Consider the following 17905-nt stretch of genomic DNA (forward strand, 5'->3'; position numbering starts at 1 on the left):
GGCGCAAATAGTAGCAAAGGCCACGTCTGCTGTTACGATCAGTCGGCCTCGGGCGTGCGGTCGCGCGTGCGCGTGCTCTTCGCGAGCTCCTTCTCCATGGCCTCCAGGCCGATGTGGCGCACGTCCTTGCCCTCGACGAAATAGACCACGTATTCGCCGATGTTGGTCGAATGATCGCCGATGCGCTCGAGCGCCTTGACCGCCCAGAGCACGTCCAGCATGTGCCGGATCGTGCGCGGGTCCTCCATCATGTAGGTGATGCACTGGCGCACGATGCCCTCGTACTCGCGATCGACCTCCTCGTCGTTGCGGGCCACGTGGACCGCGCTCTCCGAGTCGAGGCGCGCGAAGGCATCGAGTACGTCGCGGACCATCTCGCGCACGTGACGGCCGAGCGTCTCGATCTGGCGAAAAGCGCTCTTGGGCCGCTCGTAGCTGGCCAGATGCGTGGCCATGCGCCCGATCTTCTCGGCTTCGTCGCCGATGCGCTCGAGGTCGGTGATGGTCTTGGCGATGGCGATGACCAGACGCAGGTCGCCGGCCTGGGGGGCTCGCCGCGCGAGGATGCGGGTGCATTCCTCGTCGATCTCGATCTCCATGCGGTTGACCTCGGTGTCGCCGCGCACGACGTCTTCGCCGAGGCCGCCGTCGCCGTCGACCAGCGCGCGGACCGCGTCCGCGATCTGCTGCTCCACGAGGCCACCCATCGACAGCACCAGCTCGCGCACGTCCTCCAGGTCCGCATCGAACTGCTTCGAAGTGTGTTTCTCCAGACCAACCTTTTCCATTGTTGTGCGCTCCTGTGGCCCGGTCTCAGCCGTAGCGGCCGGTGATGTAGTCCTCGGTCTTCTTCTCCCGCGGGTGCGTGAACAGCGAATCCGTATCGGAGAATTCCACGATCTCGCCGAGGTGGAAGAAGGCCGTATAGCCGGCCACGCGGGCAGCCTGCTGCAGATTGTGGGTCACGATCACGATCGTGTAGTTGTCCTTGAGCTCGTCGATGAGCTGCTCCACGGTCGCCGTGGCCACCGGATCGAGCGCCGAGCACGGCTCGTCCATGAGCAGCACCGACGGGTTCACGGCGATCGCCCTGGCGATGCACAGACGCTGCTGCTGGCCGCCCGACAGCGTCAGTCCCGGCGCCTGCAGCCGATCCTTGACCTCGTCCCAGAGGCCCGCGCGCTTGAGCGAATGCTCCACCAGCTCGTCCATGTCCGTGCGCTTGCGCACCTGGCCGAGGATCTTCGGCGCGTAGGCGATGTTCTCGTAAATGCTCTTCGGAAACGGATTGGGTTTCTGGAAGACCATGCCGATGTGTGCACGCAGTTCCACCACATCCACGTGCGGGGCGTAGATGTTGTCGCCGTCGAAGGTGACCTCGCCTTCGATACGCACGTCCTGGATGAGATCGTTCATGCGGTTGAGACAGCGCAGGAACGTCGACTTGCCGCAGCCCGAGGGGCCGATCAGCGCCGTGACCTCGTTTTCCAGCACATCCATGGAGACACCGTGCAGCGCCTGCGTCTCGCCGTACCAGACCGCGAGATCGTTCACCTGCATTTTCGTGGCCTGTCTCACCGGGGACCGCTCCGTTGTCGGCGTCCGCACCACTTCCGCGGTATCGCCAGTCAAGTCTCGAGTGCGCATCCTAAATCTCCGGTTTCTGAAGACAAAGCGGGGGTGAATCGATCATGGCCTACCAGCGCCGCTCGAAGCGGTTGCGCAGGATGACGGCGGTGGCGTTGAGCACGATCAGCAGCGACAGCAGCACGAGGATGCCGGCCGCGGTCAGGCTCACGTAGGCGCGTTCCGGCATCCCCGCCCAGGTGAAGATCTGCGCCGGCAGCACGGTGGCGGCATCGGTCAGATTCCCCGGCGCGTCCGGGATGTAGGCGATCATGCCGATCAGCAGCAGCGGCGCCGTCTCGCCGATCGCCTGGGCGATGCCGATGATGGTGCCGGTGAGAATGCCCGGCAGCGCCAGCGGCAGGACGTGATCGCGCACCGCCTGCCAGCGCGAGGCGCCCACCGCCTGCGCGCCCTGGCGGATGTTCTGCGGCACGGCCTTGAGGGCGGCGCGGGTGCTGATGATGATCACCGGCAGCGTCATCAGCGACAGCGTCAGGCCGCCCGCGAGCGCCGACGAGCGCGGCACACCGAAGAAGTTGATGAATATCGCCAGGCCAAGCAGACCGAACAGGATCGAGGGCACCGCCGCGAGATTGTTGATGTTGATCTCGATCGCCTGGGTGAAGCGGTTGTCGGGGGCGAACTCCTCCAGATAGATGGCCGTCGCCACGCCGATCGGGAAACTGATCGCCAGCACCACGAGCATCAGATAGAAGGTCCCCACGAACGCCGACCACAGCCCGGCGTTCGACGGGATCTTGGAATCACCCGAGAAGAACAGCCCCGTGTTGAAGCCGTAACCGACATCGCCGTCAGCCTGAAGCTGCTCGAGCGAAGCCTTCATCTCCGGATCGAGGCTTTCGCTGTGACCCTTGAGATACTGATCGACGTCGGCTTTGGCGGTCAGCCACTGCGTCTGGGTCGTATCCATGAGATCCGGATTGTTCTCGACCTGGCGCGGAACGCCGCGGAAGAACGCTCTGGAGACCAGCGGGAAGACCTCCTCGCTGACCGAGTCCATCGCGAACTCCACCGTGTCTTCGTTGTAGGTCACCTCGGCACGAATCTGTGTTTCGTAGAACGCCGAGTAGCCCTGCCGAATCATGTCGGTGAAGAACAGCACCAGGAACGCCATCGCGAGCACAAGCGCGCCGATGCAACAGGCCTTGAATCGCTTCTCGGCGCGGTAGCGCTTCTTCAGGTGCCGAGAGGGCGTGAGCGAAATGCGGTCGGTCATGAGCGGCTCGCGTTATTCGTAGGACTGACGGAACTTGCGGATCACGATGATCGAGACCAGATTCAGCGTGAGCGTGACCACGAACAGCACGAGGCCGAGTGCGAACGCCGCCAGGGTCTCGGGGCTGTCGAAGGCCTGGTCGCCGGTCAACCCGTCGACGATGCGCACGGTCACCGTGGTCATGTCCTCCAGCGGGTTCCAGGTCAGGTTCGGGCGCAGGCCGGCGGCCATCACCACGATCATGGTCTCGCCCAGCGCCCGCGACACGCCGAGCAGCGACGCGGCCATGATCCCGGGGAAAGCCGCCGGCAGCACGATATTCTTGATCGTCTCCGAGCGGGTCGAGCCGAGCGCGTAGGCGCCCTCACGGAGGCTGTTCGGAATCGAGTTGATGACGTCGTCCGACAGCGACGAGATGAAGGGAATGATCATGATGCCCATGACCAGCCCCGGGGCCAGCGCGTTGGTGTAGGACGCATTCAGCCCGAACAGCGCCGCCACGTCGACCACCAGCGGGCTGACCGTGATGGCGGCGAAGAAACCGTAGACCACCGTCGGAATGCCGGCGAGGATCTCGAGCAGCGGCTTGGCGATGGTGCGCACGCGGTACGGCGCGTACTCCGACATGTAGACGGCCGACAGCACGCCGATGGGAATCGCCACGAGCATGGCGATCGCACTGATCATGAAGGTGCCGGCGAACAGCGGCACCGAGCCGAACTGGGATTCGGCGGTCTGCTGATCCGGCCGGAACTGGGCGACCGGGCTCCAGTTGGTCCCGGTGATGAAATGCCAGACGCTGACCTGATTGAAGAACTTCAGCGCCTCGAAGACGATCGACAGGATGATGCCGAGCGTGGTCAGGATCGAGACCAGCGAAGCGGTGAACAGCGTCCAGTAGACGAACTTCTCGATCGCGTTGCGCGCGCGCAGACCGGGCTCCACCCGCCTGAGCGCCATCGCACCGCCGACCGCGGCCCCGACCAGCGCGAAGATGAGCACGAACGGCGCCGCGGGGACCTGTACGCCGAGTAGCGCCGCGCCCGCGGCGACGACCCCGATAGCGATCGCGGGCAGCGCCATCCACGTGGCGACGTAGACGCCGTACTGGCCCGGCAGCGAATGCAGCCGGTCGCCGCGCGCATCGGCAACGAGCGCCTTGCGGCGGCCCATGACGTAGGCAACGGTTGCCAACGGCAGCAGACCGCCGAAGAAAACGAGCATGATCTGGCTGGTATCCAAAGCGCGTCCCTAGACTGCGGATCGATCGGCTTGGCCGGTCATGATACGAGAAAACAGAAGCCGGCCGCGGCACCGCCGCGGCCGGCTGGTGGGCAGTGCCCGCGATAGGTCAGCCCTCGAGATCCGAGGCCGAGACCTTGACGCGCTCTTCCCATTCGCTGCGTTCCTTCTCGATCTGGTCCTGGGGCATCGGGATGAGGCCGATACCCTTGAGGTAGCCGCGATCGCCGATCATCTGATCGGACAGGAACATGTCGACGTATTCTTCCATGCCGTCGACCTCTTCGAGGTGCGCGTTCTTGGTATAGAAGAACAGCGACCGCGAGATCGGATACTCACCCGAGGAGATCTGGTCGCGCTTGGCTTCCGCGCCGTCGATCGTCGCCGCCTGAACCTTGTCGCGATTCTCCTCGAGGAAGGAGAACCCGAAGATACCGAAGGCGGCCTCGTTCTGGGCCAGCTTCTGGACGATCAGGTTGTCGTTCTCGCCCGAGGGCACGTACTTGCCGTCCTGACGGATCGTGGTGTAACCCTCGTCGTACCCGTCGATGTGTTCGGAGCCGTACTCCATGACCAGCTCCTCGAACGCATCGCGCGTGCCCGAGGATGTCGGCGGGCCGTAGATCAGAATCTCACGGTCCGGCAGCGACGAATCGATGTCGCTCCAGCGGTTGTACGGGTTGTCCACCAGTTCGCCGTCCTTGGGCACCTTGGCCGCGACCGCCAGCGTGATCTGCTCGCGGGAGAGGTCGATCGTCTCGCCCTGCTTGCTTTGGGCGAACACGATGCCGTCGGCGCCGATCACGTTCTCGGTGACGTCCTCGACGCCGTTCTCCTGGCACATCTTGAGCTCGGAGGGCTTCATGCGCCGTGAGGCGTTGGTGACATCCGGCGTATCCTCATCCACCCCCTGGCAGAACAGCTTGAAGCCGCCGCCGGAGCCCGTGGATTCGACCACCGGCGTGCTGTAATCGGTGGTGGCGCCGAACTCCTCCGCGACGTAGGACGAGAACGGATAGACCGTCGACGATCCGACGACCCGGATCTGGTCCTGCGCGTGGGCGGCGCCGGCGGCGCCCAGCACGGCAGCGGTCGTAACAGCGACACGGAGCGACGATTGCGCACGTGGTTTCATTCGGTTCTCCCGGTTGATGGTTTCAGGCCATCCTCGATGGCCTGACCGGACTGTGGAGAGCAACGATGAACATCGTATGACGCCCGGATGACATTTGTATGACAGGCCGACATCATTCGCCGCCGAGCCGATAGAGCGTGGTCGAGCCGCTGATCTCGTTGCCGACCGCCAGCATCGGCGTACCCGGCTCTGGGCTGTCCGCGGCGGCGATGAACACGATGCTCTCCGGGCCGAGATCACCCGCGCTGCCGGCCTCCGGATCGGCGTCGAGGTCGCGGTTGTTCACATAGGTGACGAACGCGGGCGCGGTGACGTCGCTGATGTCGTAGACGAGAAAACCGCCCATACGCTCGAGGCCGATGAAGGCATAGGCGCGATTGTCGATCTCGCCGTAAGCGATCGCCTCCGGCTCCGGGCCCTTGTTGTCCGAACGCGAATCGCCGTCGTTCTCGGTGTTGTCGTTGTTGTACGCATCACCGTAGCGCTCGCCGGTGATGCGCTCGAAATCGTCGCCCGAGTCGTAGACGAGCTCGGCGCTGTCCGCGCGGCGGATGGAAAACGAGCGCGCCCCATAGGCGTAGAGCGTGTCATAGACCGGCTCGCCCTCGGCCGTCTCGACACCGGTAGCGCCCAGCGTGCTGGTGACCTTCAGGTCACCCAGGGCCTCGTCGGCCTGGAGCGCCTCGGCGTCGGGAAAGGCGTCGGGATCCAGCGCCAGATCCTTGACGTCGACCTCCTCGCTGAAGGCGTCGTAGTCGCGCGCATCGCCTTCGTTGGCGGTCAGCAGATAGCGCTCGCCGTCCTGTTCGAAGGCCGCGATCGTGTCCGGCTGATACATGCCGAGCACGGGGACGGTCCGGACGTCGAAACCGTCGCTGTTGCTGGGGTCGATGCCCTGCCCCGCGACGCTGTGATCCTTGAACCCCAGCGGACGCACGTCGGTGATCGCGAGCGCCTCCAGATCGATCACGGCGATGGCGTTGTTCTCCTGCAGGCTGGCCCAGGCGCGCGTGCCGTCGGCCGACACCGCGATGTACTCGGGCTCGAAATCCTGCGCCGGGGTCGCGCCCGGGCCGAAGATGCGAACGCCGGCCTCGCGCAGCGCCTCGGCGTCGTCGTTGAAGCCTCGGAAGTCGAGCGTGGTCACCGGCGGCATCTGATAGCCGCCGCCCAGGTCGATGACGCTGATCGAGCCCTCCGGGTCGTTGTCGTAGTCGTCGCTCGGCTCGCCCTCGTTGGCGACCAGCACGCGACTGCCGTCCGGGGTGAAGGTCAGCATGTCCGGCAACGCGCCGACCTCGGCCTCGCCCAACTTGCTGTAGTCGGTGCTCGAGTAGAACACGGCCTTGCCGTTGGCCTGGGCGTCGTCGGCCTCGATCGCGACGGCGACCACGCCCTCGGCCACGGCGACGCTGTTGGCCGAATCGCCCTCGGCACTGGCGTCGATGGCCGCGATCTTCATCGGGTTGTCGGGATCGCTGACGTCGAGCACATCGACCGTGCGGGCGTTCGAGTTGACCACATAGAGCCGGCGCTGTTCGGCGTCGTAGCTCACGATCTCGGCCGCGCCTTCGTCGAATACGAACGGGTCGACCTGGTAACGCCCGGCCGGGGTGACGCTCAGCTCGGCCGCGGCGGCGTCGCCATCGTCCGGCGCCACATCGTTGTCGTCATCGTCGTCGCTACAGGCGGCGAGTCCGCATACCGCCAGTACCAGGGCACCGGCCAGAAACCATTCACGCATGGGAGAACCTCGTTGATAGTCGTGTTCGGAATCCGCTCCCGGACAAAAAAGACCCCGGCGTACCGGGGTCATTTGGGGAGCAAAGGGATTGTGGTTTTGGGGGATTGCCTCAGAGCACCTGCTGGAACTGGAGATACAGCGTGTTCTGATCGTCGCCGATGTTCGACGGCGACTGCACCTGACCGCCGGCATCGTTGGTGTAGAGCACGTCACGGCCCATCTCGTAGGTGAGCTGGATCTTGGCGTTATGCTTGTTGAAGAAGTAGTTCAGACCGGCGGAGTAGCGCTTGTCCATGTCGTCATAGTTCTGGCCGTTGGCATAGAACCCGTCGTCCGGATCCAGCGCCGAAAAGCCGGCGACGAACTCGAGCTTGCTGGGCACGAGCATGTAGCCGCCCTTGACCATGTACGTGGCGAACTGGGCGTCGCCATCCGCGTTGACCAGCCCGGTCGGGCCGCCGATGAAGTCACGGGTCTCGTCGGTGACTTCAGCGTCGTAGAACTGGGCCGCGGCATCCGCCGAGAAATAGCCGGCACGGAAAGCCGCATCCACGCCGTAGGCATTGACGCTGTCGTACTGGCTGGCGACATCGTTGGCGATGAAGTCACCGTTCGCGGGATCGACCGAGAAGCTGTTGTCGATATCGTCGTCGTTGCCCCACGTATAGGCGTTCAGGCCGATGCCGAAACGCGTCTCGTCGCCGAACGCGCCCTGCGCCTTCTTGAGGCTGCCCAGCGGCGTCCAATCGAGACGACCGACGAGCATGTTGCCGAAGTAGTCGGGGTCGGAGCTCACGCGCGACTCGAAGTCGAGCTTGGAAAGATCCGATTCCAGACCGGCCTGATAGAACCCGAGCTGGCCCTGCACCATGTCGTTGTCATCGAGGGTGTAGCTCACACCGATCTGACGGTCCGGCACGCCGTAGTTATGATCGCCCACGACCGTGCGCTCGACGAACTGCTGGCGCTTCGAGGAGGTCAGCAGCTCGCGCGAGAACGGCGCATTGTGATTGCCGATCGTGATGCTGCCCATCGGCAGACCGGAGTAGTTGATGAAGGCGTCCTTGACCTCGGGGTCGTCGGACACGCCGCCGAAGTCGACCTGCCAGATGCCGTAGATGTTCTCGGTCAGCGTGCCCTCGATGTAGAAACGCATCCGACGCAGAAAGAAATCGTCGCCGGAATCGTTCTCGCCACTGTCGGCGTCGACCATCAGGTACTGCGGCTGCAGGCGACCGCCGATCTCGAGCGACTTCTCGCCCTCGTCGTAGAGCGTGATGCCCGCGGAGGCGAGCACCGGCATCGCGGCCACGGCCACGGCTGCGACTGCGCCGCCGGCGCGCGTGTAAAAGCGTTTCATGCGTAGGTCTCCCTGGAGTGTGTCTCGGCTTGTCAGCCGCGGGAAACGTTACGCAGTGCGTGTTACCGGTCGGTGTCGCCCATGTGACGATTCGATGACGCTCGCAGGCGTCGTCAGGCCGCGCGTTGAAGCAGTCGGCGCTGGAGCGGGAAGTGGCAGGTGAACGTCGAGCCCTCGCCCGGCGTGCTGTCGATGTCCAGCTCGCCCTCGTGGTGTTCGAGACAGTGCTTGACGATGGCCAGCCCCAGCCCGGTGCCGCCGTCGCTGGCCTTGCGGCCGGCGTCGACGCGATAGAACCGCTCGGTCAGCCGGGGGATGTGTTGGGCCTCGATGCCGGCGCCGGCATCGTGGACGGAAAAGTGCGCGCCCTGGTCGTCCTGCCACCAGTGGACCGCGATCGGGCCGCCGTCGGGCGTGTAGCGCACGGCGTTGGCGAGCAGGTTCGAGAAGATGCTCTCCAGTTCGTTCGGCCGGCCGAACAGCCCCACCTCGCGGTCGAGATGGAGAGTGATGTCGTGTCGTTCGTCGTCGGCCCGACGGATGTCGTCGGCGAGGTCGTCGATCATCGCCGGCACGTCGATGCGCTCCTGTCGCTGCTGCAGCCCTTCGGCCTCCAGCCGGGCCAGCTTGAGCAGACTCTCGATGATCGAGTTCATGCGGCGCGCCTGCTCGCCCATCTCCGTCACGGGGCTGCGCCACTCGGCCAGCGGGCCGTCGCCCGCGGCCTCCTCCTCCATCATCTCCAGATAGCCGCGCAGCACGGTCAACGGCGTGCGCAGTTCATGCGAGGCGTTGGCGACGAAGTCCCGGCGGGTGGCCTCGAGCCGTTTCTGCTCGCTGACGTCGCGCGCGATCAGCAGACGCTGGTCGTTGCCATAGGGAATCAGGCGCACCAGCACGGTGTCCGTATCGCTGGCCGGCGACGGAATCTCGAGTTCGCCGATCTCCCGTCGCCGCTGCGACAGCGCGGCGGAGAAACGCGGATGACGCAGCAGGTTGGCGATGCGCTGGCCGAGATCCTGCGGCGTGCGCAGGGCCAGCAGCGCACCGGCCGCGCTGTTGAACCAGACGATGCGGCCCTGGGCATCGAGCACGACCGCACCATCCGGCAGCGCGGCGGTCGAGGCCTGGAACTCGTCGAGGATGCGCTTGAGCCGTTTCTTGCGCTTGCGGTTGCGCTGCTTGAGGCGGTAGAGCTCGGTGTAGATCTCCTGCCAGACACCGATACCCTCCGACGGCTCGTGCCGGTCGGACAGCAGCCAGCGGTGGAGCTGGTAGGCATAGACGAGATGCATCGCCAGATAGGCGCAGACGCCGAGCAGCACGCAGACCAGCACGTGGCCGCTGATCAACCCCGCGACGGCACCTGCAGCCAGTACGGCGAGCATGAGCACGACTTCGCGACGCCAGGTCCGGCGCATGGCCTGCGAGGGCATGCTCATGGTCGGATGCTAGACGCCTTTGCTGGAGAAACGATAGCCGCTGCCGCGCACCGTCTGGATGAAGTGATCGAAACCGTAGGGCGCCAGCGCCTTGCGCAGCCGCCGGATGTGCACGTCGACCGTACGCTCCTCGACGAACACGTTCTGCCCCCAGACGCGGTCGAGCATCTGCTCGCGCGAATAGACCCGCTCGGGATGACTCATGAAGAACCGCAGCAGCCGGTACTCGGTCGGCCCGAGCTTGACCGGGCGGTCGCCGGCGGCGACGCGCTGGCTGGCCGCGTCCAGGGTCAAGCCCTCCAGCTCCAGCGTCTCGTCGCGGCCGCCGGGCAGGCTGCGTCGCAGCACCGCGCGCACGCGCGCGACCAGTTCGGAAGACGAGAACGGCTTGGTGACATAGTCGTCGGCGCCGAGGTTCAGGCCGCGCACGCGATCGTCCTCGTCGACGCGGGCGGTGACCATGATGATCGAGACATCGGCGGTGAGCTCGTCGCGGCGCAGCTCGCGCGCGAGCTCGGCCCCGGAGACGCCCGGCAGCATCCAGTCCATGAGGATCAGATCCGGTCGGCGCTCGGCCATGGCCAGGCGCGCACTCTGCGCGTCCTCGGCCTCGGCGACCGAGAAATCCGCCCGTTCCAGCGCAAAGCGGATCATGTCGCGGATCGGCGCCTCGTCCTCGACGATCAGAACATGCTTGTCATCCATGACACTGCGTTTCATGCGGTTTGTGACGCGACAACGCTATGCAACGGATATTACCGCAATATGACGGTTTCGCTTCAGCGCTGCCCTGCTCAGCCCGATCGCGGCGCCTCGGCCAGTCCGGCCTCGACGATCTCGCGCGTGTTGTCCGAGTGCACGCCCTCGCCCACGCGCGCCAGCGCGGCCCGCATCGCCGACGCCTCCGGCTCGGCGTGGCGTCGCCACGGCGTGAGCAGGCCCGCCAGCGCGGCCGCCAGCTGCGGATTGAGCGCGTCCAGACGCACGACCTGATCGGCGATCAGCGTGTAACCGCCCGAATCCGCGCGATGGAAACCGGCGGGATTGCCGCGGGCGAAGCCCCCGAGCAGCGCACGGACCCGGTTCGGGTTGGTGAAATCGAAGCGCGCGTCGTCGAGCAGCGCGGTGACCTGCTCGACGCTGTCCGCGCGTCGTGTGCCGGCCTGCAGCCGCAGCCACTTGTCCATGACCAGCGGATAGTCCGCCCAGCGTTCGGCGAACTCCGCCAGCGCGGTATCGCGGGCCGCGCCCGGCAGATCGCGAAGGGCCTCGAGCGCGGCCATGCGGTCGGTCATGTTGTCGGCGGTGCGCGAGAGCTCGAGCGCGCGTTCGCGCAGTCCCGGCGCGTCCACCGCCGCGAGATAGTCCAGGGCGAGACGGAACACCCGCCGCCGGCCGGCCTCCTCGACGTCGAAGACATAAGCCTGCAGCGCGGCGTGATCAGCCCGCAGCGCCTCGAATTCCTCGAGAAAACGCGTGGCGATGGCCTGCTTGAGATGGTCGCGCGCCGCACACACGGCGTGGATGTCGATGGCGTCGAACTCCTCGCCGATGCGGGTCACGCTCGGCAGCGTGAGCATCGCCGCCAGCAGGGCGCGATCCGCCGGCGGGTTCGACAGCAGATGCGCGATCGCCTCGAACAGCCGCTCGGAGGGCTCGGGCAGCGCTTCACCACCCGAGCGGGCCGCGACCCCGGCGACCAGCGTCTTGAGAAAAAGCGACTGCGCGGCATCCCAACGGCAGACCGGATCGCTGTCGTGGGCCATCAGCCGGGCCAGCGCGGCGTCGTCGGGCGCGTGATCCAGGCGCACGGGCGCGGTGAAGCCCCGCAGCGCCGATACGGTCGGCTCGCCGGCGAGGCCCTCGAAGCGCCACTCGGCCTGCGCCGTGTCCAGGCGCAGCACCTCCGGCTCGCGGACCATGCGTCCGGCGTCGTCGAACAACGCGACGGATACCGGAATATCGAAGTCCGCCTTGTCCGGCTGACCGGGCGTGGCCGGCGTGCTCTGCGTCAGCGTGAGCGCCAGCGCGCCTTCGCGGTAGTCCGTCTGCACGCCAACGCGCGGCGTGCCAGCCTGGGCATACCAGCGCCGGAACTGGGCCAGGTCCAGACCGGTGGACTCCTCGATGGCGACCACGAAGTCCTCGATGGTCACCGCCTGGCCGTCGTGCTTGGCGAGATAGTGACGCACACCGGCGATGAAAGCATCGCGACCCGCCATCGCCTCCATCATGCGGATCAGCTCGGCGCCCTTGTGATACACCGTGATGGTGTAGAAGTTGTTCATCTCCACGTACGACTCCGGGCGCACGGGATGGGCGCGCGGGCCGGCGTCCTCGGGAAACTGGACCTCGCGGATCGCGCGCACCTGCTCGATGCGGGTCACGCCCGGCGAGCCCTGATCGATGGCGAACTGATGCTCGCGATGAACGGTCAGCCCCTCCTTGAGGGAGAGCTGGAACCAGTCGCGGCAGGTCACGCGGTTGCCGGTGTAGTTGTGGAAGTATTCGTGGGCGACGACATCCCGCACCAGGGCGAAGTCGTCGTCGGTGGCCGTCTCCGGGGCGGCGAAGATGCAGGCGGTGTTGAACACGTTGAGGCTCTTGTTCTCCATCGCCCCCATGTTGAAGCTGCCCACCGCCACGATCGCGTAGCTGTCCAGATCGTATTCGAGGCCGTAGGTGGCCTCGTCCCAGACCATCGCCTGCTTGAGCGAGGCCATGGCGTGGGCGCACTGGTCCTCGTTGCCGTGCTCGGTGTACAGCCGCAGGTCGATCGTCCGGCCGGAGGGCGTCGTGTGGCTGTCACGCAGCACGCCCAGGTCGCCGGCAACCAGCGCGAAGAGATAACAGGGTTTGACGAACGGATCCTCGAAGACCGCGTAGTGCCGGCCCGCACCGGCACTGCCGATCTCCACACAGTCGCCGTTGGACAGCAGCACCGGATGCGCCTGCGCGTCGGCGGTGATGCGCGTGACGTAGCGCGACATCACGTCCGGCCGGTCCGGGAAATAGGTGATGCGCGAGAAGCCGGTCGCCTCGCACTGGGTGCAGAGGATGTCGCCGGAGCGATACAGCCCCTCCAGCGAGAGGTTGTGCTCCGGATCGATGCGCGTCTCGACCGTCAGCGTGAACGCCTCCGGCGGGCCGTGCAGCACCAGCGCGCTGTCACCGCAGCTGTATTCGCTCTCGCCCAGACGCCGGCCGTCGATGGCCACCGAAACCAGCGTCATGTCGCGCCCGTCCAGGCGCCAGTCTTCGGCGGCCGGCCCATCCGGGTTGCGGCGCACCGAATGCGTGGCGCGGACATGCGTCTGCGCGCTGCCGATGTCGAAATCCAGCTCCACGTCGTCGATCAGCCACGCCGGCGGCTGGTAGTCGGCGCGGTACTTGCGCTGCGGATTGCCCGTCATGGCCTGTTGTCCTGTGTGTCGCCGCGCGTTCAGCGCCGCTTGAGAATGACGCTGCCGGCCGAGTAGCCGGCGCCGAAGCCGCAGAGCACGCCGACATCGCCGCGCTCCAGATCGTCCGAATACTTGTGGAACACGATCACCGGCGAGGCCGAGCTGGTATTGGCGTACTCGGCGAGCACCGAGGGCATTTCCGCCTCTTCCGCCGGTCGGCCGAGCACCCGCTTGCAGATCAGCGTGTTCATGTTGATGTTGGCCTGATGCAGCCAAAGGCGTTTGAGCGCGTCCGCGCCCAGGTCATGCTCGCCCAGATGGTTCACGATCAGTTCGGCGACCATCGGCCCGACGTCCTTGAACACCCGCCGCCCGTTCTGCACGAACAGCCGGTCGGCCTCGCTGCGCGGCTCGGTCTCGGCGCGGTTGAGAAAGCCGAAGTTGTTGCGGATGTTGTTGGAGAACTGGGTGATCAGCCGTGTGCCCAGCACGTCGAAGCCGCGCCCGGCCGCGACCTCGTCGCGGTGCTCGAGCAGCGCGGCCGTGCAGACGTCGCCGAAGATGAAGTGGCTGTCGCGGTCACGGAAGTTCAGATGCGCCGAGCAGATCTCGGGATTGACCACCAGCACGCGGCGGGCGCTGCCGCTGTCGATCATGTTCGCGCCGGTCTGAATGCCGAAGGCGGCCGAGGCGCAGGCGACGTTCAGGTCGAAGCCGAAGCGACCGCCGCCCAGATAGTGCTGCACTTCCACGGCCAGCGCCGGATAGGGCCGCGGCAGGTTGGAACAGGCCACCAGCACGGCGTCGATGCCCGCGGCCTCGCAGTCCACCTGGGCCAGGCACTGGCCGATCGCCTCCAGCGCCATTTCGCACTGGATCGACGGCTCGTCGTTGGTCCGGGTGCGGATGCGCGGATGCATGACGTCCGGATCGAGAATACCCGCCTTGTCCACGACATAGCGGCTCTTGATGCCGGAGGCCTTGTAGATGAAGTCGGCGTCGGAGGTCGACAGGGCGTCGAGTTCGCCCGCGGCGATGGCGTCCGCGTGCGCCGCGTTGTATTTCTCGACGTAGGCGTTGTAGGCCTCGACGAGCTCCTCGTTGGAGATCGCCTCGGGCGGCGTGTACAGCCCGGAGGCGGACAGGACGACATTACTCACCGTGTTTCCCCTTGCTTTGGCGACGACGCGAAACGCATCGCCGGCATTCTCTCGCGCAGGCGCGGGCGCCACAACCGCCCGCCGCGCAGGCCGCGTCCCACCGCGATTCAGGCATCAGCGGCCAGCCCGCTCTCGCGCAGAGCGCGCGTGACGAACGGTCGCAGCGAGCGCTCGTGGCGCACCGACAGATGCGAGCCGTGATACCAGTGCATCGTCGGCCGGTCCCAGTGCGTCCACAGACGCAGCGGCTGCGCCGGCGGCACGAGCTGGTCCGCGCTGGCGGCGAACAGATAGCGTCGCTGCCACGGCACCGCGGCCGTCAGCGCCAGCGGCGAGACCGGCGCCAGCAGCTCCGACAGCCGCGCCTGCGTGATCCCCTGGGCCTCGATGAAGCGCAGATGCAACCCCGGCATGTGGTGCCACAGCGCCCCGGGGATATCGGTCAGCGGAATACCGGCGATCACGCAGGCCAGCGTTGGCTCGAAGGCCGCCAGCAGCGCGGCGTTGTAGCCGCCCAGGCTGTAGCCGAGAACGCCGATGGGCGTGTCCTCGCCCTGCTGCGCGCGCACCCAGGCGATGCAGCGGCGCAGGTCCCAGAGCGCCTGCGACTGCGCGTGCAGCAGATCCACGAGCGGGCCGTCCAGATACAGCCCGCCGGTTAGGCGGGTCGAGGTCCGCGCCCCGTGCAGCGGCAGCGTCGGCATGATCAGGTTCAGGCCCAGCCGGTGATGCAGATGCGCGACGTCGAACAGCGGCAGATCGAGCCAGTCCAGCCCCATGCGATAGCCGTGCACGCACACGACCCACGGCCGCGGTGCGCCGGGATGACGCAGCACGCGGGCGCGCATCGTGCGGTTGGCCGCGTGCCCGTGCCAGCGCGCCCCGCCCGGCAGCGCCGGATGCGGCCGGAAGGCGCTGTCGAAGGTCAGCCACTCGAAGACCAGCCGCCCGCCGCGTGCACTCTGCAGATCGAAATGTCGCGGCGCAGGCGGGGCCGTGTGCAGCGTCTGCGGCTGCGCCCGCCAGCCGTGCCTGCGGGCGGCCGTCTCCGCGGCCTCGATCTCGACGTGGTCGCGGGCCACCATGCGGCCGCGCGGGATGCGCGCACTGTTCACGAACCAGCCCAGCAGGGCCTCGTCGGTGGCCGCCTTGCGGGCTAGTGTCGCCGAGACGACCGGCATCGGCACGGCACGCGGCACCGGATTCTGGAACAGTGCCGCGAGACCCGCGACCAGAAACGCGGCGACGCCGCCGGCGATCAGCAACAGCGCGGCGGCCCCGCCGAACGTCGGCCACAGGAATAACGCCAGCGGCAGACTGATCACCGCCGCGAGCGCCAGGTAGCGGCTGATCTGACGATCGCCGGGCCAGAGCAGCAAGGCACCGCCGGCGGCGGCGAGGATCGCCCCCGGCAGGGTCGCGATGAGCCCGGCGAGCGGGCCCGCGGACCAGCCGAGGTTGAGCCAAAGGATGCCGACCGCCAGCGGCAGCAGCGCCGCGATAAACCAGCGCGGCTGTCGCCGCATGCGCTGGTCGTCCGGGTTGGCCACGCTAGCGGGTCGCCACGACGAACACGAGCAGCCCGATCACGGCCAGCACGAGCGCGGCCTGGCCCTGCGGCCAGCGACGGTGACGCTTCTGCAGCAGCCAGGTCGCCACGGCCGCCACCGCGGTGAACGCGGCCAGCACGAGCGTCAGACGCACGGTTTCGGCCAGGCCGCCGCCCGCGTCGGCCACGAGCTCGGGATACGGCAGCATCATCAGGCAGACCACGGCATAGAGCAGCGCCAGCACCGCGCTGCTGCCCAGCACGAGCCAATTCAGAAACGACAGGATCTTCAGAACGTCACCTCGGATTCGCCACGCGCGCCGTGTCTTGCATGGCATAGTACGCCGCGTTCCCCTGCGAGGTCGATGCATGAATCAGGCAGAGCACGCCCCCCGCGTCGTGTTCGCGCACGGCAAGGAAAGCGGCCCCTGGGGCAGCAAGATCCGCCACCTGGCGGCGATCGCCGAGGCCGCGGGCTGCGCCGTCGACAGCCCCGACTACAGCGCGATGATGGATCCGCTCGAGCGCCTGCGTCATCTGGAGACGCTCGCGCCCGCGGGTACGCCGCTGCTGCTCGTGGGCTCCAGCATGGGCGGCTATGTCTCGGCGATGGCCTGCGCGGCCCTGCGGCCGGCGGCGCTGCTGCTGATGGCGCCGGCGCTGTATCTCGAGGGCTACCCGGGCGAACCGCGCGACTGCCCGGCGGATACCGTCGTGGTCCACGGCTGGCACGATGACATCGTGCCGCTGTCCGCCAGCCTGGATTTCGCCCGTGCCCGCAGCGCGGCGCTGCACATCGTGGACGACGGCCATCGTCTGGCCGATTCGCTCGACCTTATCGGTGCGCTGTTCCAGCGCCAGCTCGAGCGCGCGCTCGGTCACCGCTGACCACCGCGGCCTGGGCCCGGATGCGCTCGCGGGCGGTATGGACCCGGGCCGCCTCGACGCAGTCGCGGATCAGGCGCGGGCCGCGATAGATCAGTCCGGTGTAGAGCTGGAGCGCGCGCGCCCCGGCCGCGAGCTTGGCCTCGGCGTCGCGGGCACTCTGGATGCCACCGACGCCGATGATGGGGATGTCGTCGCCGAGCCGCCGGTGAAGCGCGGCGATCACCTCGGTGGCCCGCTCGCGCAGCGGCACCCCGCTGACCCCACCGGCCTGATCGCGCCAGCGCGGCGGCAGGCCGTCCCGGGCGGTGGTCGTGTTGGTCGCGATCACCGCGTCGATGCCGTGCTGGCGCACGCGCTCGGCGAATGCGTCGAGTGCGGCCGCGTCCAGGTCCGGCGCCACCTTGATCGCCAGCGGCAGCCGCCGGCCGTGCTCGGCGGCGAGGCTGTCGCGCTCGGCCACCAGCGCCGCCAGCAGCGCATCCAGCCCGGCGCCACCCTGCATGTCGCGCAGCCCGGCGGTGTTGGGCGACGACACGTTGATCGTGACGTAGGAGGCGACCTCGTGGACCGCGCGCAGGCCGGCCCGGTAGTCGTCGATCGCGCGCTCCGGCGGCGTGGCCGCGTTGCGGCCGATGTTCACGCCCAGCACGCCGTCGTAGTCCGCCGCTCGGATACGCGCGACCAGCGCCTCGACGCCCGCGTTGTTGAAGCCGAAGCGGTTGAGCAGGCCGCGCTGCTCGGTCAGACGGAACAGCCGCGGCCGTTCGTTGCCGGCCTGGGCGACCGGGGTGACCGTCCCCACCTCGACGAACCCGAAACCGAGCGCGGCGAGGCCGTCGATGCAGGTGCCGTCCTTGTCCAGGCCGGCGGCGAGGCCGATCGGATTCGGCAGCCGCAGCCCCATGACCTCGACCGGCGCCTCGGGCACGCGATCACCGAAGCAGCGACGCGCGACCGCCCGGCCGCGGCCGAGCGCCGTCAGCGTGAGATGGTGGGCGCGCTCGGGCTCGAGGTTGAACAGTGCGGGGCGAAGCAGCGCGTACATTCGGCCTCTCCTCGGATGCGGTGGTCGTGGCGTGCGAAGTTCCGGGCCGGCGGCGCGCGGCCGGCCCAAA

The 17905-nt window shown here is 67.4% G+C and carries 15 protein-coding genes; 1 reads left to right on the forward strand and 14 read right to left on the reverse strand.

The window, feature by feature from the left end; all coding sequences use genetic code 11:
- Window positions 1-38: 38 nt before the first annotated feature.
- The 13 genes from phoU to SAHL_RS16225 form a co-directional block, all read right to left on the reverse strand.
- Window positions 39-788, reverse strand: a complete 750-nt coding sequence (gene phoU / locus SAHL_RS16165; protein WP_123592449.1) for a phosphate signaling complex protein PhoU — start codon at window positions 786-788, stop codon at window positions 39-41.
- A 25-nt stretch (window positions 789-813) separates the two neighbouring features.
- Window positions 814-1560 (reverse strand): phosphate ABC transporter ATP-binding protein PstB, encoded by a 747-nt coding sequence (pstB, locus tag SAHL_RS16170; protein WP_221178005.1) that lies wholly within the window; start codon window positions 1558-1560, stop codon window positions 814-816.
- Between the two features lie 136 nt (window positions 1561-1696).
- Window positions 1697-2866 (reverse strand): phosphate ABC transporter permease PstA, encoded by a 1170-nt coding sequence (pstA, locus tag SAHL_RS16175; RefSeq protein WP_123592451.1) that lies wholly within the window; start codon window positions 2864-2866, stop codon window positions 1697-1699.
- A gap of 12 nt (window positions 2867-2878) precedes the next feature.
- Entirely contained in the window at window positions 2879-4108 is a 1230-nt protein-coding gene (gene pstC / locus SAHL_RS16180; RefSeq protein WP_123592452.1) for a phosphate ABC transporter permease subunit PstC, read from the reverse strand.
- Window positions 4109-4217: 109 nt separating this feature from the next.
- Window positions 4218-5243 carry a PstS family phosphate ABC transporter substrate-binding protein gene (locus SAHL_RS16185; protein WP_123592453.1) on the reverse strand — a complete coding sequence of 342 codons (1026 nt, stop codon included), beginning with the start codon at window positions 5241-5243 and terminating at the stop codon, window positions 4218-4220.
- A 112-nt stretch (window positions 5244-5355) separates the two neighbouring features.
- Window positions 5356-6987 (reverse strand): choice-of-anchor I family protein, encoded by a 1632-nt coding sequence (locus tag SAHL_RS16190; RefSeq protein WP_123592454.1) that lies wholly within the window; start codon window positions 6985-6987, stop codon window positions 5356-5358.
- A gap of 109 nt (window positions 6988-7096) precedes the next feature.
- On the reverse strand, window positions 7097-8347 hold the full coding sequence (locus SAHL_RS16195; protein WP_123592455.1) for a porin: 1251 nt from the start codon (window positions 8345-8347) through the stop codon (window positions 7097-7099).
- A 113-nt stretch (window positions 8348-8460) separates the two neighbouring features.
- Window positions 8461-9789: a phosphate regulon sensor histidine kinase PhoR gene (gene phoR, locus SAHL_RS16200; protein ID WP_123592456.1), complete on the reverse strand. Its 1329-nt coding sequence runs from the start codon at window positions 9787-9789 to the stop codon at window positions 8461-8463.
- A 9-nt stretch (window positions 9790-9798) separates the two neighbouring features.
- The gene (gene phoB, locus SAHL_RS16205; RefSeq protein WP_123592457.1) at window positions 9799-10494 is read right to left on the reverse strand and encodes a phosphate regulon transcriptional regulator PhoB; all 696 of its coding nucleotides are present in this window, start codon (window positions 10492-10494) and stop codon (window positions 9799-9801) included.
- 89 nt (window positions 10495-10583) lie between these two features.
- The gene (gene pepN, locus SAHL_RS16210) at window positions 10584-13202 is read right to left on the reverse strand and encodes an aminopeptidase N (RefSeq protein WP_123592458.1); all 2619 of its coding nucleotides are present in this window, start codon (window positions 13200-13202) and stop codon (window positions 10584-10586) included.
- 29 nt (window positions 13203-13231) lie between these two features.
- Entirely contained in the window at window positions 13232-14353 is a 1122-nt protein-coding gene (locus SAHL_RS16215; RefSeq protein ID WP_123592459.1) for a beta-ketoacyl-ACP synthase III, read from the reverse strand.
- Between the two features lie 107 nt (window positions 14354-14460).
- Window positions 14461-15879 (reverse strand): alpha/beta hydrolase family protein, encoded by a 1419-nt coding sequence (locus SAHL_RS16220; RefSeq protein WP_148045592.1) that lies wholly within the window; start codon window positions 15877-15879, stop codon window positions 14461-14463.
- 25 nt (window positions 15880-15904) lie between these two features.
- Window positions 15905-16240 (reverse strand): hypothetical protein, encoded by a 336-nt coding sequence (locus SAHL_RS16225; protein WP_123592461.1) that lies wholly within the window; start codon window positions 16238-16240, stop codon window positions 15905-15907.
- 31 nt (window positions 16241-16271) lie between these two features.
- Between SAHL_RS16225 and SAHL_RS16230 the strand changes: the two genes are divergently transcribed.
- Window positions 16272-16790 (forward strand): alpha/beta fold hydrolase, encoded by a 519-nt coding sequence (locus SAHL_RS16230; protein ID WP_123592462.1) that lies wholly within the window; start codon window positions 16272-16274, stop codon window positions 16788-16790.
- Here SAHL_RS16230 and SAHL_RS16235 read toward each other — a convergent pair.
- A complete protein-coding gene (locus tag SAHL_RS16235) occupies window positions 16738-17835 on the reverse strand; it encodes a quinone-dependent dihydroorotate dehydrogenase (protein WP_123592463.1) in 1098 nt (365 codons plus the stop codon). The two genes, SAHL_RS16230 and SAHL_RS16235, sit on opposite strands and share 53 nt — an antisense overlap.
- Between the last annotated feature and the right edge of the window lie 70 nt (window positions 17836-17905).

The sequence above is a fragment of the Salinisphaera orenii subsp. halophila YIM 95161 genome, assembly GCF_003732545.1.
Taxonomy (GTDB): Bacteria; Pseudomonadota; Gammaproteobacteria; order Nevskiales; family Salinisphaeraceae; genus Salinisphaera; species Salinisphaera orenii_A.